General features: G+C 37.9%; 8 protein-coding genes. 6 read left to right on the top strand and 2 right to left on the bottom strand.

Annotated features, from left to right (window positions below; all coding sequences use genetic code 11):
- From ASF86_RS10215 to groL, 3 genes are all read left to right on the top strand, one after another.
- Positions 1-8,642: Ig-like domain-containing protein (locus ASF86_RS10215; protein WP_227508787.1), on the top strand; the 8,642-nt coding region annotated here is incomplete at its 5' end.
- 240 nt (positions 8,643-8,882) lie between these two features.
- The gene (groES, locus tag ASF86_RS10210; protein ID WP_002120604.1) at positions 8,883-9,173 is read left to right on the top strand and encodes a co-chaperone GroES; all 291 of its coding nucleotides are present in this window, start codon (positions 8,883-8,885) and stop codon (positions 9,171-9,173) included.
- Positions 9,174-9,231: 58 nt separating this feature from the next.
- Positions 9,232-10,866 carry a chaperonin GroEL gene (gene groL / locus ASF86_RS10205; RefSeq protein WP_005038745.1) on the top strand — a complete coding sequence of 545 codons (1,635 nt, stop codon included), beginning with the start codon at positions 9,232-9,234 and terminating at the stop codon, positions 10,864-10,866.
- A 173-nt stretch (positions 10,867-11,039) separates the two neighbouring features.
- Here groL and ASF86_RS10200 read toward each other — a convergent pair whose 3' ends face one another.
- Complete coding sequence (locus ASF86_RS10200) at positions 11,040-11,414, bottom strand: diacylglycerol kinase (protein ID WP_056481643.1); 375 nt, start codon at positions 11,412-11,414, stop codon at positions 11,040-11,042.
- A gap of 106 nt (positions 11,415-11,520) precedes the next feature.
- On the opposite strand from ASF86_RS10200, the gene ASF86_RS10195 reads away from it, so the two are divergent.
- Complete coding sequence (locus ASF86_RS10195; protein ID WP_005038747.1) at positions 11,521-12,483, top strand: MBL fold metallo-hydrolase; 963 nt, start codon at positions 11,521-11,523, stop codon at positions 12,481-12,483.
- A 45-nt stretch (positions 12,484-12,528) separates the two neighbouring features.
- Here the strand turns inward: ASF86_RS10195 and ASF86_RS10190 are convergent, their stop codons facing one another.
- Complete coding sequence (locus tag ASF86_RS10190; RefSeq protein ID WP_056481640.1) at positions 12,529-13,671, bottom strand: glycerophosphodiester phosphodiesterase; 1,143 nt, start codon at positions 13,669-13,671, stop codon at positions 12,529-12,531.
- Between the two features lie 263 nt (positions 13,672-13,934).
- Here ASF86_RS10190 and ASF86_RS10185 point away from each other — a divergent pair, with 263 nt between their 5' ends.
- Together ASF86_RS10185 and ASF86_RS10180 are read left to right on the top strand one after the other, a co-directional pair.
- Entirely contained in the window at positions 13,935-17,030 is a 3,096-nt protein-coding gene (locus ASF86_RS10185) for a multidrug efflux RND transporter permease subunit (RefSeq protein WP_056481636.1), read from the top strand.
- Positions 17,031-17,103: 73 nt separating this feature from the next.
- Positions 17,104-17,682 carry a DUF4112 domain-containing protein gene (locus ASF86_RS10180; protein ID WP_056481634.1) on the top strand — a complete coding sequence of 193 codons (579 nt, stop codon included), beginning with the start codon at positions 17,104-17,106 and terminating at the stop codon, positions 17,680-17,682.
- The last annotated feature ends 20 nt before the right edge of the window (positions 17,683-17,702 follow it).

The following is a 17,702-nucleotide window of genomic DNA, read 5'->3' as shown; positions in this document are numbered from 1 at the left end:
TGGATACTACAGCACCTCAAGCAGGTGAAGTGACTTTATCTGATTTGTCTGATACAGGTGTTTCAGCAACAGACCAGATCACACAAGATAAAACTTTTAACTTAATAATTAGCGGACAAGAAGTGAATAGCCAAATCACTTACTGGATATCGAAAGATGAAGGAAAGACTTGGCAGGAAACAACAGCTGATCAAAAAGATTTAGCTGATGGTGTTTACCAATATAAAGCTGTAGTGACAGACGTTGCAGGGAATACATCAGAAACTGCTGTCCAAAAAGTAGTGGTGGATACTACAGCACCGCAAGCAGGTGAACTAACTTTATCTGATTTGTCCGATACAGGTGTTTCAGCAACAGACCAGATCACACAAGATAATAGTTTTACTTTGAAGTTAGCCCAACCGGTTGTTATCGGCGAACAAGCAGCTTTACTAGATCATTATGAAATTTCGAAAGATGACGGAAAGACTTGGCAGGAAACAACAGCTGATCAAAAAGATTTAGCTGATGGTGTTTACCAATATAAAGCTGTGGTGACAGATGTTGCAGGCAATACTTCAGAAACTGATGTACAAAAGGTCGTTGTAGATAATTCTTTAAATGTTGAAGCAATTGCAGTAACTGTAAAGCCGATTACTGAAGACAATACAATAAGCCTGGTTGAAAAAGATCAAGTTATTTCTATAAGACTGGACGTAGATAATCTACCAACAGATTTCAACAGCGCGCTGACTTCAATAAATACGACATTAAATGATGTTGTTTATAACTTTCATTTTGATGAGCTAACCCAAGAATGGGTTGCTGAAATTCCAGCAGAGTTCTTGTGGTCAGAAGAATCGCAAACCAATATATCAATTGATATTAGCCTTACTGATCAAGCTGGCAATACAGCGATTATTAAACAGACTCAAAATTATAATGTAGATCATACTCCGAATTCACCAACACTAGATTCTCTAACTTTTAATAATATAGATGGAGCTATCATTTTAGGTAGTGGTTATAAAGGAAGTAAAGTCGATATCTACAATAAAAATGGTGATTGGCTTGCAAGTACAATAACTAATGATGAGGGTAAATTTACTCTACAAGACCTTTCAATTAGTTCAAATGAAGAAGTTTATGCAGTTGCTACTTATAATGGATACAGCAGTGAAAATTCATTAATTGGTCTAGTTACTGAAGTTCCAGCTCTTAGTATTTTACGAATTAGTCCAGAAGGTGTAATCAGCGGCTATGCTACTGAGGGAAGTCATTTTATTGTAAAAGATCAGAATGGGAATATTTTACAAGAATTTGATTCTACTGTATTTGATAACTCTGGTATTACTCCATTTAGTGTAATGGCATTAGGTGAGGTAAGACCATTTACTTTGTCTCTCGATCAGCTTTTAGAGGAAGGGACTCATATTATTATCTCTACAGATAAAGATAATGTTTCAGGCCATCCGCAATATATTACCGCAGACTATACCCCCGCAGTATTTTTAGAAACTCCACAATTTGATATCAGTGGCGAAACCTTATCAGTACATGTCAATGAACCTAACAGCCTTATTCTTGTGTTTTCCGGAACAGGAAATCTAATCGCTAACGGTGTTACAGATGAACAAGGCTTTGCAAGTTTACCTGTGTTCCAATTTTTAAAAGAAGGTGAGTCGGTTACCGTACAAGTAGTAGATAAAAATCAAAATACGAGTGAAGCCTTAATCGAAGTTCCAAACTTTGCTTATATTCCACATGTTGAACGTATTACACAAGAAGGCTTAATTTCTGGTTTTGCTGAAGATAATAGTACAGTAATCGTGCGTGATGCTGACGGTAATGAATTAGGCAAAGTTACAATAGGTGATGACAATAGTTGGAATGAAGTTAGTCATTTTAGCTTGAGTGTAAACCGTCCTTTAATTGATGGAGAGCAAATTTCCGTTCAAATTATTGATAATAAAGGTTTGACTAGCCCTGATCAGAATATTGTTGTAGATCTGACTCCTCCACCTGTTCCAACAGATTTAAATTTCAATGATGCTGGCGATTTAGTTTATGGTCATGCAGAACCTTTCTCTGAAATTTTAGTTAAAGATGGTCAAGGAAACATTCTTAATAAATGGTTTTGGAATAACTGGACCGACGAGAGTGGAAGTTTCTCGATAGAATTAGGTATGTTTTTAACCAATGCTGAGACAGTTTATGTCACGGCTACAGATGTAAATGGAAATGTAAGTTTAGCTGCTCAGATACAGGCGCCTAACTATGCTTTTGCCCCATATGTAGATAGCTTTACTTCAGACGGAGTGATAAGTGGGCAAGCTGAAAATAATAGTACTCTCATTGTTAAAGATGCCAAAGGTGAAGTCGTAGCTGAAATTAAAGTCGGTGAAGATAACGGCTGGAATGGATCAAGTTATTTTAAACTCCAGCTTGACCGCCCTCTTGTTGATGGTGAGCAGTTGTTCTTATCAATTAAGGATGCTCGTGGACAAATAAGCACCGATACTGTAATTACCGCTGATACAGTTCCTCCTACACCAGCCAGTAATTTAGTTTTCTCAGAAGATGGTTCATATCTTACGGGTGTAGCAGAACTGAATACTACGATTCAGGTTTTTGATCATAATGGTCAGCCATTGAATATATGGAATAATACCGTCAACTCGGACGGTACATTTACTGTTTTCTTAGGTAGCAATAATTTACATGGAGAAGCATTCACGGTCACTGTTAAAGACCAAGCTGGAAATGTGAGTGAAGCTGTTTCAATAAACGCTCCACTTGATGATATTGCGCCGAATCCAATTAAAAATATTTTACTTGATGCAAACGGTCAAAACTTTACAGCACAAGCAGAAGCAAATAGTCAGATCGAAGTTTTTGACTCATTGGGTAATCAGACGGGTTGGGGCTCTACAGATAGTGCTGGTAATGTCTCAGGCTTTTTCAATCAAATCTATTTACATGGTGAAGAGCTTACTTTTGTTGTCATAGATCGAGTTGGTAACCGCAGTGTCGAATTTAAGCAAAATGCTTTAATTGATACCATTGCACCAAATCCGATTGAAAATATCATCTTCAATGAAGATGGCCAAAGCTTTACAGCTCAGGCAGAAGCTGGAAGCTCTATTGAAATATTAGATCAGGCTGGAAATAAGATTACTACTAGTTATACCGATAGCTTAGGTAATGTATTTGGTTATTTCCCGCAAGTTTACTTACATGGTGAGGAACTTACTTTTGTTGTAGTTGACCGAGCGGGTAACCGTAGTGCAGAGGTCAAGCAGAGTGCTTTGAATGACGATGTTGCACCAAATCCGATTGAAAATATTGTATTAGATATCAATGGACAGAGCTTTACAGCTCAGGCTGAAGCAAATAGCCAGATTGAAATTAAAAATACCAATGGTGACATTATTGGTTATGGATCAGCAGATAGTACAGGCAATGTTTCTGGTTATTTGTATCAGGTCTATTTACATGGAGAAGAATTAACTTTCATCGTTGTAGATCGAGCGGGTAACCGTAGTACAGAAGTTAAGCAGAATGCTTTGATTGATGATATTGCACCAAATCCGATTGAAAATATTGTACTTGACTCAAATGGTCAAAACTTTACAGCACAAGCGGAAGCAAATACTCAAGTTGAAGTTAGAAATGCTGCAGGTGAGGTCGTAGGTTCTGGTTATGTAGATGGCGCTGGTAATGTGTCAGGTTATTTATATCAAGTCTTTTTACATGGAGAAGAACTCACTTTTGTTGTCGTTGACCGAGCGGGTAACCGTAGTACAGAAGTTAAGCAGAATGCTTTGATTGATGATATTGCACCAAATCCGATTGAAAATATTGTACTTGATGCGAACGGACAGAACTTTACAGCTCAGGCAGAAGCAAACACTCAGATTGAAATCAAAAATGCTGCTGGTGAAGTCATAGGATATGGTTCAACCGATAGCATGGGCAATGTTTCAGGTTATTTATATCAGGTTCATTTACATGGAGAAGAAATTACTTTTGTTGTAATTGACCGAGCTGGTAATCGCAGTGCAGAGGTTAAACAAAATGCTTTAAATGATGATATTGCTCCAAACGCGATTGAAAACATCATTTTCAATGAAAATGGTCAAAACTTTACAGCGCAAGCAGAAGCAAATAGCCAAGTTGAAGTTAAAAATGCTGCGGGTGAGGTTGTAGGTTCAGGTTATGTAGATAGTGCTGGTAATGTCTCAGGATACTTGAATCAAATTTACTTAAAAGGTGAAGAACTTACTTTTGTTGTGATTGATCAAGCTGGTAATCGCAGTGTTGAAGTAAAACAAACAGCCTTTCTTGATAATACTGCACCAGAAAATGCGACTAATTTAGTATTTAGTGAAGATGGCTCATATCTAACTGGTATGGCTGAGCCAAATGCTACGATTCAAATATTTGATCAGAATGGTCAATTGGTAAATCAGTGGAATAATAATGTTAATTGGGATGGAACATTTAACATCTCTTTATACAGTAACTACTTGCATGGCGAAGAGTTTAAGGTAGTTGTAGTAGATCGGGCTGGTAATATGAGTGGTGGGGTTACTGTAAAAGCACCGCTTGATGATATTGCTCCCGCGGCTGCAAGTAATCTTACATTCAATGAAGATGGTTCATCCCTTTCTGGTGTAGCTGAGCCAAATACCTTCATCCAGATTTTTGATCAAAATGGTCAGCAGATGAATACGTGGGATTATAGTGTAAACGCTGATAGTACATTCACTATTTCTTTCGGTACTTACAATTTACATGGTGAAGAGTTCACAGTCACTGTTAAAGACCGAGCTGGAAATGTGAGTGAAGCTGTTTCAGTTAAGGCTCCATTTGATGATATTGCGCCAAATCTGATTAAAAATATTGTACTTGATACGAACGGTCAAAACTTTACAGCACAAGCGGAAGTAAATAGTCGGATAGAAATCACAAATGCTGCTGGTGAATCTATAGGATATGGTTATGCAGATAGCACTGGTAATGTGACGGGTTACTTCTATCAAGTGTATTTACATGGAGAAGAATTAACGTTCGTTGTCGTAGACCGAGTAGGTAACCGTAGTGATGAAGTGAAGTTAAATGCTTTGATGGATACTATTGGGCCAAATCCGATTGAAAATATTATCTTTAATGAAAATGGTCAAAGTTTTACGGCACAAGCAGAAGCAAATAGTTTTATTAGTGTCAAAAATGCTGCGGGTGAGTTTGTCGGTTATGGTTATGTCGATAGCACTGGTAATGTGACAGGTCAGTTCAGCCAAGTTTATTTAAAAGGTGAGGAACTCACTTTTACTGTTATAGATAAAGCAGGTAATCAAAGTATTGAATTTAAGCAAAATGCTTTGATTGATGATATTGCACCGAATCCGATCGAAAATATTATACTTGATATTAATGGACAGAACTTTACAGCACAAGCAGATGTAGATAGTCGAATCGAAGTTAAAAATAATGCTGGTGAAATTATAGGCTCTGGTTATGTAGACAGTGTGGGTAATGTCTCAGGCTCCTTTTATAAATTGTACTTAAATGGAGAGGAGCTTACTTTTGTTGTAGTAGATCGTGCTGGTAACCGTAGTGCTGAAGTGAAGTTAAATACTTTAGTTGATGACGTTGTACCAAATCCGATTGAAAGCGTTATTTTCAATGAAAATGGTCAAAACTTTACAGCACAAGCTGAAGCAAATAGTCAGATCGAAGTTAAAAATACTGCTGGTGAAGTTGTAGGTTCTGGTTATGTAGATAGTGAGGGTAATGCTTCGGGTTATCTATATCAGGTTTATTTACATGGAGAAGAACTCACTTTTATTGTAATTGATCAAGCAAGTAACCGAAGTATTGAGGTTAAACAAAATGCTTTAGTTGATGATGTCGCACCAGCAGCAGCTACAAATATTACGTTAACGTCAGACGGATTGCTTTTGGGTGAGGCTGAGCCAAACTCAACTATTGAAATTATTGATCAATATGGCGCAGTTATCACAACAACTGATGTTGGGTACGATGGCACATTTAATCAATGGATCAATTTGAGTCAATATCAGACACAAAATTTAAGTATCGTTGTCAAAGATAAAGCTGGTAACCGCAGTGAAGTTGTTCACGAAATAGTACCCTTATTTACCAACTCACCAATTGCTGCAACAGAGCTAAAACTGGATGTAGATGGCCATATTCTGACAGGAAAGGCAACAGCGGGGATGATGGTCGCTGTAACATCAGTCAATGGTCAGAGCATTAATTGGTTGTGGGACAGTACAGTGAATGAGGATGGTAGTTTTGCTATTCAATTAAATGACTATTATTTACAGGAGCAGACATTACAAGTTCGAGTTTATGACCATAATACGAATCAATATAGCCTAATCACTGAAATTATTGCGCCTTTAGACAATATTGCTCCAGTAATTAATGAAGTGGTAATTAACAATGATGGATATGGTATTACTGGGCAAACTGATTCAAAAGCAATCATTCAGGTAATGGATGCGGATGGGAATTTACGAGCAGAATCTCAATCGGATGAATTAGGATATTTCAGTACTAGTATTTATCCACCCCTATTACGTGGAGAGCAGTTATTTATCACGGCAACGGATTTAGCTAATAATAAAAGTACCCCATTTAATATTACTTTTAATCTAGACACTAATGCACCACCATCAGCAGATCATGTTATCGTATCTGCAAACGGTTTCTTTATTGAGGGAACTGCTACACCAGATAGTAGTGTGCGTATTTTTGATATACATAGTAATCCTATTGCCAGTGGTTATGTAGATGAAACGGGGCATTTTAATATCCAGTTATACCCACCTCAGGCAAGTGGGCAAACTTTACGCGTTGTTGTGGAGCATAATGGGTATCAAAGCGCTTATACTGAAATTAAGGCACCTATAGACATCGTCGCGCCAAATGCAGCAACTCAGCTTGTATTAGAGGATGGAAATATACTTTCAGGACAAGCGGAAGCATATTCAACTGTTAATATTTTTGATGCTGATAACAATCAGGTTGGGCAAACTACTGTCGGAAGAGAAGGTAGTTTCTTAACACAATTATGGTCACAATATTGGCATGGCGAAACATTGACGGTAAAAGTAGTTGATACCAATCAAAATGTAAGTGTGGGTACAACGGTTGTTGCTATAAATGATACAACAGCACCGAAAGTGGTCACCCAGCTTGCCATAAATGAATGGGGTAATTGGCTGGTAGGACATGCCGAAAGCAATGCTACTGTTGAAGTCACTTATTATTTTGCTAATCAAGAACCTTCTGTAACGAGTACTACGGTCATGGCAGATGGAATTTTCTCTACTTATAGGTATGGGAATGCAACATCATTTGACTTTACCGTTATTGATCGTGCTGGAAATCGTAGTGAAACTATCAATAAAGCAATTAGTGATTTAACTACAATCACTGTTGATCAGTTTAAAGGTGATGCTACGGATAATATTTATATAGTTGATCATATAAGTGATTTTGTTCAAGAGTATGGAGTTGCTCTTGTTGAAGTATTTGAGGATGTCTGGATAGATACAAGTCATTATGAGGAGCAATGGGTAACTTCTGGTTATACTGATAATATATGGGTAGATACAAGCCATTTTGAGAATGTTTGGATTGACACAAGTTACTCCCAAGATATTTGGATTGATACTAGCTATTATCAAGATACATGGATCGTTGATGGCACAAGAGATGTCTATACTGATCAACATGGCGTAAATTACTATTTGGATGATGGTTCGTATAATCAATATGTTAATAGTTATTATGATTATAATTTAAATCAATGGCAGCCAGGATATGGACTAACGGGTCCTTATACTGAAGAGATTGGACATTTTGAACAACAGTTCGTTCAAGATGGGCACTATGAATCTCAATGGATTGAGCAAGGCTATTATGAGCAACAATATGTGTTTGATGGTCATAATGAAGAGACTTGGATTGATACAAGCCATTATGAAAATATTTGGGTCCTAAATGGTTATTTGGAACCTCAACTAGTTGGTTTTGATTATAAGGATGTGGATTTAGGCGGGCATGATAAAATTATCAGTTCTGTTAATTACAGTTTGGTTGGTTTATATCAAACAGTAAATGATCCCATGACCGTAGATTCGTTTTTGGAAAGTGGTCGTTATGTTGAAGACTTGGAGCTGGTTGGTTCTGCCCATCTAAATGCAACAGGCAATACTTTAGATAACCTTTTAACAGGTAACTCTGGTAATAACGTTTTGAATGGGCGTGAAGGTAACGATACCTATATGACTAATGAAGGTACTGATTCCATTCTGTTCCAATTGCTAAATAGCCAAGATGCGACTGGCGGGAATGGACATGATACGGTGTTAGATTTTACTTTAGGTGATGTAAGAACTGACCTCCAAGCTGACAAAATCGATTTAAGTGAATTATTAATTGACTACTCTAAAGATGTGAGCACATTAGCGAAATTTATTACTGTAGAGCAAGATGCTGGAAACACGACTATTAGTCTTGACCGAGATGGTGAAGGTACAATGTTTAGTAGTATTTCATTGATTACTTTGAATCATGTAAATACAACATTGGATGAATTGTTAAATAACCAACAACTTGTTGTTTAATATTGTTATTTTTTTTAATAAAAGGGGCTATGAAAATAGTCCCTTTTATTTTGTGCTTTAAATTTAATAAAAACTCTTCACAACCTGTTAAAAAATGACCAAAAAAGATAAGTTTTTTTTCATTTTCCCCTTGAAGCGTTTTTTTTCATCCCCACAAAAGTGACATCTAAATATTTTGTTATTGCTCTGGATTATGGCAATAACGATTAATCAAAAAGACTTAGTCTGGTGGAGTTAATTATGAGCAACATTCGTCCATTACATGATCGCGTTGTAATTCGTCGCGTAGAAGAAGAAACCAAAACTGCTGGTGGTATTTTACTCCCAGGTTCTGCTGCTGAGAAACCTTCGCAAGGTGAAGTAATTGCAGTAGGTAATGGTCAAATCACTGAGAATGGCGTACGTGCTTTGGATGTTAAAGTTGGTGACAAAGTATTGTTTGGTACTTATGCAGGTACAACAGTGAAAGTAAGTGGTGAAGAACTCTTAATCATGAAAGAGTCAGATATTTTAGCTGTGTTGGAAGGCTAATCAATCCATAACTCAATCCATTATCAGATTCAGTATTTAAAAAGATTCGGAGTTTAATATGTCAGCTAAAGACGTAAAATTTGGTGATTCAGCTCGCTCAAAAATGATTGCAGGCGTAAACGTACTTGCAGATGCTGTTAAAGTGACTTTAGGTCCTAAAGGCCGTAACGTTGTTATTGACCGTTCTTTTGGTGCTCCACACATCACTAAAGATGGTGTAACTGTTGCGAAAGAAATTTCATTAAAAGACAAGTTTGAAAATATGGGTGCTCAACTTGTTCGTGAAGTTTCTAGCAAAACTAACGACATCGCTGGTGACGGTACGACAACTGCAACTGTACTTGCTCAAGCAATTTTAAATGAAGGGATCAAATCTGTAACTGCAGGTATGAACCCAATGGATTTAAAACGTGGTATCGATATCGCAGTAAGAACTGTAGTTGAAAATATCCGTTCAAATGCAAAACCTGCTGATGATTTTAAAGCGATCGAACAAGTTGGTTCTATCTCTGCAAACTCTGATACTACTGTTGGTAAACTTATCGCTCAAGCGATGGAAAAAGTAGGTAAAGAAGGCGTAATCACTGTAGAAGAAGGTTCTGGCTTCGAAGACGCATTAGACGTTGTAGAAGGTATGCAGTTTGACCGTGGTTATATCTCTCCGTACTTTGCAAACAAGCAAGATACTTTAACGGCTGAACTTGAAAACCCGTTCATTCTTCTTGTTGACAAAAAAATCGGTAACATTCGTGAATTGATTTCTGTTTTAGAAGCAGTTGCGAAAACTGGTAAACCACTTCTTATCATTGCTGAAGATGTTGAAGGCGAAGCGCTTGCTACGCTTGTTGTAAACAACATGCGCGGTATTATCAAAGTATGTGCTGTTAAAGCTCCTGGCTTTGGTGACCGTCGTAAAGCAATGCTTCAAGACATCGCGATCTTGACTGGCGCAACTGTTATTTCTGAAGAAGTTGGTATGTCTTTAGAACAAGCGACTCTTCAAGATTTAGGTACTGCACACAAGATCACTGTTTCTAAAGAAAACACTGTAATTGTTGATGGTGCTGGTGATGCAGCTGCAATCGCTGAGCGTGTTCAACAAATCCGTGCTCAAATTGAAGAATCTTCTTCAGAATATGACCGTGAAAAATTACAAGAACGTGTTGCTAAATTAGCTGGCGGTGTTGCTGTAATTAAAATCGGTGCGGCAACTGAAGTTGAAATGAAAGAGAAGAAAGACCGTGTAGACGACGCACTTCATGCAACTCGCGCAGCAGTTGAAGAAGGTGTTGTTGCTGGTGGTGGTGTTGCGCTAGTACGTGCTGTAAATGTATTAGACAACCTAAAAGGTGCTAACGAAGATCAAACTGCGGGTATCAACATTTTACGCCGTGCGATCGAAGCTCCACTTCGTCAAATCGTTTCAAACGCAGGTGATGAGCCGTCTGTAGTGATTAATGCAGTTAAAGCTGGTGAAGGTAACTTCGGTTACAACGCAGCAACTGGCGAATATGGCGATATGTTAGAAATGGGTATTCTTGACCCTGCTAAAGTAACTCGTTCTGCACTTGAACACGCTGCTTCTGTAGCTGGTTTAATGTTAACTACAGAATGTATGATTACTGACATTCCAGAAGATAAACCAGCTGTTCCAGATATGGGCGGTATGGGTGGTATGGGCGGGATGATGTGATAACGCATCAACGCTTTAACTAAAAAAATCCCTGCAAATGCAGGGATTTTTTTATTTTTCACGTAATTTTAAGAAATCGTTAAGTTCAATAATTTATATTAAAAAACAGGAACAGCAGCTAGAAGTTCCTCTTTGTTACAGCCATGCTTATTTACTTATAAGCATGGTTTTTTTTATCCTAATAAAATGAACAACCATGTAATGGCAATGATAGAAAGTGCAACAAATTGAGCAGCACTTCCCATATCTTTTGCATTTTTAGAAAGTTGATGTTTTTCAAGAGAAACTCGGTCAACCACTGCTTCAATAGCTGAATTGAACAGTTCAACGATCATTGCAAACAAACATACAATAATGAGTAAGACATGTTCACTGCGGGTTACATCAAGAAAAAAACTGACTGGAATTAAAATAAGATTAATAAAAACAATTTGACGGAAAGCTGCCTCATTTTTATATGCTGCTTTAAATCCGGAAATAGAGTAGCCCGTTGCATTTAATATGCGCTTAAGACCAGTTTTGCCCTTATAAGGAGAATAGCTATTCATTTACTTATATTTCTGACACTTTTCATGCATTATATAATTTGCGTCTTAAAAAATTATTAAATCTTTTTTAAAGATTTTGACTTTATAACTGAATAGAGAAGAAGAGATGAAAAAATTATGTGTAGCTTTGGGTCTTGCATTTTGTAGCATGCACGCAACGTATGCTGAGCAAGCTCCCACCCAACAAGTACCGGGTTATTATAAGCATCAATTTGGCAAATACCGTGTAACTTCTTTACTTGATGGCACGATTTATCTGAATCCTAACTTGTTTAAAAACTTAAATCAGACTCAGAAAACTAAAATATTAACTAAATATGCTGCTGTGAATGAGAAGGGGATTCAAACTTCAGTCAATGCATTTTTAGTAGATGATGGCAAAAGTTTGACGCTTGTGGATAGTGGTGCAGCAAGCTGCTTTGGTCCACAGCTTGGCTCGATTGCAAAAAATATTGAATTGGCAGGTTATCAACTGGCAAATGTAAAAACAGTATTGCTCACGCATTTACACCCAGATCATGTATGCGGTATTGCTCAAAATGGAAAAGCTGTATTTCCAAATGCAACCGTTTATGCACATGAACGTGAGGCTGATTATTGGTTAAATCCAGCTTCTGAAAAAACAGTGCCAGCGGATAAAAAAGAAAGCTATTTAGGTACTGTGAAAAATGTAAAAACTGCTCTTGCTCCTTATCAAGCAAAAAAAGCATTTAAGACATTTAAAGATGGTGATGTCATTCAAGGCTTTGAAGTGATCGATACGCGTGGCCATACGCCTGGTCATCACAGCTTCCGCTTAAAAAGTAATGATCAGCAAATCATTTTTGTTGGAGACATTGTTCACTCACATTCTTTGCAGTTTGATGCTCCAAAAACAGGAGTGGATTTTGATGTGAATTCTGAGCAGGCGATTAATACCCGTTTAAAAATGTTCGCTGAAATTTCAAATAAACAGCAATGGGTCGCAGCACCACATTTACCATTCCCAGGCATTGGTCATGTTTATAAAGTGAATGCTGAGCAATATCAGTGGATCCCGCTCTATTTTGATAATGTCGTAGAAAAATAAAAAAACAGGGCATTTATTGCCCTGTTTTTTTATTAGAAACTTTGATTATTTTGCTGCTTTCTCAAAGTTATTAACAGCTTCACGGCCAAGTGCTGGGTCATCTGTAAAGACTCCATCAACACCTGCTTTGAAATAAGCTTCAAACTCTTTTAAAGCACCAGATGGGCAGCGCTCAGCTGGTTTATCTTGACTGCATTTTAAAGGCGCTGGTAAAAAATTATTTTCTGGACGGAAAGTATAAGGATGTACTTTTAAGCCAAGCGTATGTGCATCAGAAATAAATGAAGTCGTTTGAACTGAGCCCTTGTCATTAAAGTTCAGAATATAGCCTTTACTTGGTCCTACACCGTTTGCGTATTTAGCCACGTCTTTTAAACCTTGTGCTGTGGCTAAATCAGCATAAGTTTTAGTGTCGCCAGATTCAACAAAGTCGGCTGGTTGTGAAGTTTTGGCATCATATAGTTGAATGATTTGTGCGTGTTTAATCGTTTTATGAAGGTCGAGCTGATCTTTTAAATATTTTAAATTACTCACTTCAAAAGACTGTAAATAAACAGGTGCAATATCACGCGTATATTTATATTTGGCTAAGGTTTTAAGAAGGGCATCTTCCATTGCCAGATTATGATTTTTAAAGTAAGTAGGATGTTTGGTTTCAATATATAAACCAATAATTTTTCCCGTTTTCTTATAATTTGCTTCAGCCAGCTCAATCACTTGTTCTAGAGTTGGAACTGGGTAGAGGTCATTATAAGCTGTGTTTGCCGGTCGGAACTCTGGAATACGCTCACGCGCTTTAAGTTGCTGTAATTCACTTAAAGTGAAGTCTTCTGTAAACCAACCTGTTAAGTCTTTACCATCAATATTTTTTGTTATTTTACGGTCTGCAAACTGGCTTAAGGTACTTACATTGGTTGTGCCGCCAATCTCATTTTCATGGCGAGTAACCAATACACCATCTTTTGTGGATACTAGATCTGGTTCAATAAAATCTGCGCCATCATCTATGGCTTTTTGATATGAAGCTAAAGTGTGTTCTGGACGTAAAGCGCTAGCGCCACGGTGTCCTACTACTAGAATTTTAGGAAGTTGATATTCTGGCGTAGTTGGTGTGTTTTCAGTTTTATCATCGTCATTACAACCAACTAAGCTAATTAAACTTAAGCATAAAATTGCTTTTTTAAACATAATTCTACTCATATTGTTTTAGTCTAAACGAAACTAGTCTCCCGATTGAACTTGACATGATCATGAAGAATTCATGAATTTTTAGTGACACTTGTTAAAACGTTGATTATGGGTTTGTAGGAAATGCCCATTCTGGCTTTGTTTTTGTCTTAATTGCATTTATTGTGTTAATTCTACTTGTCTTTTATATATCGCTCGTTGATGATCAAGATGCCGAATTCGGTATTGCCACCTGTTAATTGACGACTTAATTCTGAGCAGCCATGCTATCTAAATTCTTTATTCAGCGCCCTATTTTTGCCAGTGTACTAGCAATTATTGTTATGGCATTTGGTATTTTCTCGGTGCTGAATTTACCCGTAGAACGTTATCCTGATATTGCACCTCCAAAAATTACAGTATCGGCAAGTTATAGTGGGGCAGATGCACAAACGGTTGAGCAAAGTGTTACTCAGATTTTAGAACAGCAAATACAAGGTATTGATCACTTACTTTATTTCAGTTCGACCAGTGACTCATCAGGACGTAGCCGAATTACGATTAGTTTTGATAATGGAACAAATCCTGATACGGCACAGGTACAAGTACAAAATAGTATTAGTGGCGTCATAAGACGTTTGCCCGATGAAGTGCAACGCCAAGGAGTGACGGTAAGTAAGTCACTTGGCGATACTTTTATGGTGGTAGGTTTATATGACTCGACAGGTAAAGCGGGGAACATTGAGCTATCGGATTACTTAACTACGCATGTGGTAGATGACCTGAACCGTATTGAAGGGGTAGGTGAGTCGGATGTTTTTGGTTCGCAATATGCAATGCGAATCTGGCTAAATCCTGATAAATTAAAACAATATAATTTAATGCCAAGTGATGTTGCCAGTGCAATCACCGCTCAAAATACACAAGTGGCTGCGGGTGCGATTGGTGATTTACCTGTTATCGATGGGCAGTATTTAAATACGAAAGTTACAGCAGGTTCTCGACTAAAAACAGTCGAAGAGTTTAAAAATATTGTAGTGAAATCAAATCAAACAGCGAGCTATGTCTATTTAAAAGATATTGCCAGAGTTGAGTTGGGTGCAGAAAATTATCAGTCTTTTAATACCATTAATGGTTATCCTGCCGCAGGTTTAGGTATTTCGCTATCTTCAGGTGCGAATGCCATTCAAACCTCTAAGCTTATTCATCAAACTCTAGATCAGGTTACAAGCAAGTTACCAGCCGGATATAAAATTGTTTATCCACGAGATAACACGCCATTTGTGCAAGAGTCGATTAAGGAAGTTGTAAAGACGCTTATTGAAGCGATTATTCTCGTTATTTTGGTGATGTTCCTATTTTTACAAAGCTGGCGCGCTACACTCATTCCGAGTATTACTGTGCCGGTTGTTATTTTAGGAACTTTTGCTGTCTTATATGTGCTTGGTTTTAGTATTAACACTTTAACTTTATTTGCACTGGTCCTCGCCATTGGCTTGTTAGTAGATGATGCAATTGTAGTCGTGGAAAACGTTGAACGGCTCATGCATGAACAGCACTTAACACCGAAAGAAGCAGCCATTGAGTCGATGGGAGAAATTAGTGGAGCTTTAATTGGGATTACATTGGTTTTAACTGCGGTTTTTATTCCAATGTCTTTTTTAGGCGGCTCAATTGGGGTGATTTACCGCCAGTTTTCCATTACTTTAGTTGCCGCTATGGCGTTATCGCTCGTCGTTGCCTTAGTGCTTACACCAGCTTTGTGTGCTCTAATTTTAAAACCTAACCCTGAGCCTATGCGTTGGGCGGTTTGGTTTAACCAAAAAATTGATCAACTTAAAAATCAATATATCAAGATCGTACAAACAAGCATTCGTTACAGTAAATCGGTTGTTGTGATTTTTGTGGCTTTGATTGCTGTTTTCGCCCTGTTCTATAGTGGTTTAAAAAGTGGATTTATTCCTAAAGAAGATCAAGGCATTTTAAGTGTTCAAATTAAGCTTGTGGATAGTGCCCCAATTTCTCAAAGTCAGAAAATTGGTGAACAAGTTCGTCAATATTTCCTGACTCAAGAAGATAAAAATGTCGACTTAGTTTTAATCCGTTATGGCCGAAACTACTCGGGTACAGGACAGAACTTGGCACAAGGATTTATTGCTTTAAAACCGTGGGATGTGCGTACAGGAAAAGATGATTCGGCAGATGCTATACAAAAGCGTGCGATGAAATATTTTAGCCGTTTTAATAATGCTCAAATCAATGTGACTTTACCTGCTTCAGTCAATGGTCTAGGTCAAACCGATGGTATGGATTTATGGATTCAAGATTTAAATGGGCAGGGGCAAGATTTTCTAGATAGCACCTTCCGTCAGTTGCAAACACAGAGCAAAAGCTACTCAAGTTTTGAAAACTTTGATAAGCAATCAACCAATAGTAAAGCAAACCTAAATATCAAAATTGACCAGAAACAAGCATTAGCAAATGGCTTAGAACTCCCTGCGATTAATAACACTCTGTCGAGTGCGTGGGGTGGGACGTATGTAAATGACTTTATTGACCGTGGTCGTATTAAGCGTGTCATGATTCAAGGTGATGCAGAGTTCAGATCGAAACCGGAAGATTTATATAATTGGTCTGTACGTAATAACCAAAATGAAATGGTGCCTTTTAGTTCATTTGCTAACTTTAGCTGGGGCGGAGCTCCTGAAATTGTAAAACGCTATATGGGATATAGTGCTTTACAGCTACAGGCAGATGTTGCGAGTGGCAGTAGTTCAGGTCAGGCAATGAAAGATGTTGAACAACTCGTAAATCAGCAAAAGGATGTGGGTTTAGCGTGGACAGGTTTATCTTTTGAAGAACAGAAGTCGACAAATCAGGCCGTCTGGTTATATTTAATTTCAGCGGGTTTTATTTTCTTATGTTTAGCAGCTTTGTATGAAAGCTTAAGCATTCCAGCTGCTGTAATGACATCTATTCCGCTGGGCGTAGGGGGGAGTGTAATTTTCTCTTATATTTTCGGCCTGCCGAATGACGTATATTTCCAAATCGCACTATTAACCACGATTGGCCTATCGTGTAAAAACGCAATTTTGATTGTTGAGTTTGCAGCCTTGGCTCAAGAAAAGGGTAAGAATGCAATTCAAGCGGCTTTAGAAGGCGCTAGCTTGCGTCTAAGACCGATTTTAATGACTTCCTTAGCCTTTGGTGCTGGAGTAATCCCTTTGGTCTTTGCTCAAGGCGCAGGGGCTGTGAGCCGCCAAGAAATCGGTATTAGTATTTTAGGTGGCGTCATGTTTGGTACTGTGCTGGTTTTATTCTTTATTCCAGTGATGTACGTGTTGCTTCGTTCATTGTTTAGATCGAAAGCTTCTAGTTAAAAGCAAACTATTTTAAAAAGAGGCATTAAATCAAGTATATTAAGTTTAACTTTCCTTAGTGTATTTGATTGAGATGCCTCAAGAAAAAAAATTAACAGAGCAGCAGGTCATCGCACTAGAACGAGATCTCGCTAAGTTCGCAACTATGATGGATAGTGCGGTTCGAATTCCTTTTACAAAGCAAGGTATTGGTGCTGATGCTGCATTGAGTACTATTCCAATTGCTGGTGATGTCGCTGGTTTCGCGCTGACTTGCTATGCCATATATAAAGCCAAACAAATTGGTGTGCCTCAACATAAGCTGACTCCAGTCATCAAACTGGCAGTTGTAGATGCTGTAGTGGGCTTTGTTCCGGTTGCAGGAACTATTTTTGATATATTTATACGACCTAGTAGAAAAGCATTAGATGTGGTGCATACGCACATACGTGAAGAATATGCGATTCAAAGTGATATTCATGTCGTTCATCCATATTTACATGAACAGCTCGAAAAGAAGCAGCAACATTCAGCTTTCTGGCGTAATCCTGTGGTGAGTTGGTTATGGTTACATATACCCGATTTATTAGGTGCCTTTGTACTGCTTTTAATTGGCTTGGCTGTTTGGTGGGGAGCAAGTTATTTGTGGAGCTTTTATCAATCAATGTCATAAAAATAAAGCCTCCGATAGGA

Source organism: Acinetobacter sp. Leaf130 (genome assembly GCF_001423205.1).
Taxonomy (GTDB): Bacteria; Pseudomonadota; Gammaproteobacteria; order Pseudomonadales; family Moraxellaceae; genus Acinetobacter; species Acinetobacter calcoaceticus.
Note: the sequence above shows the minus strand (reverse complement) of the source record. Positions and strands in the feature narration are given on the sequence as shown.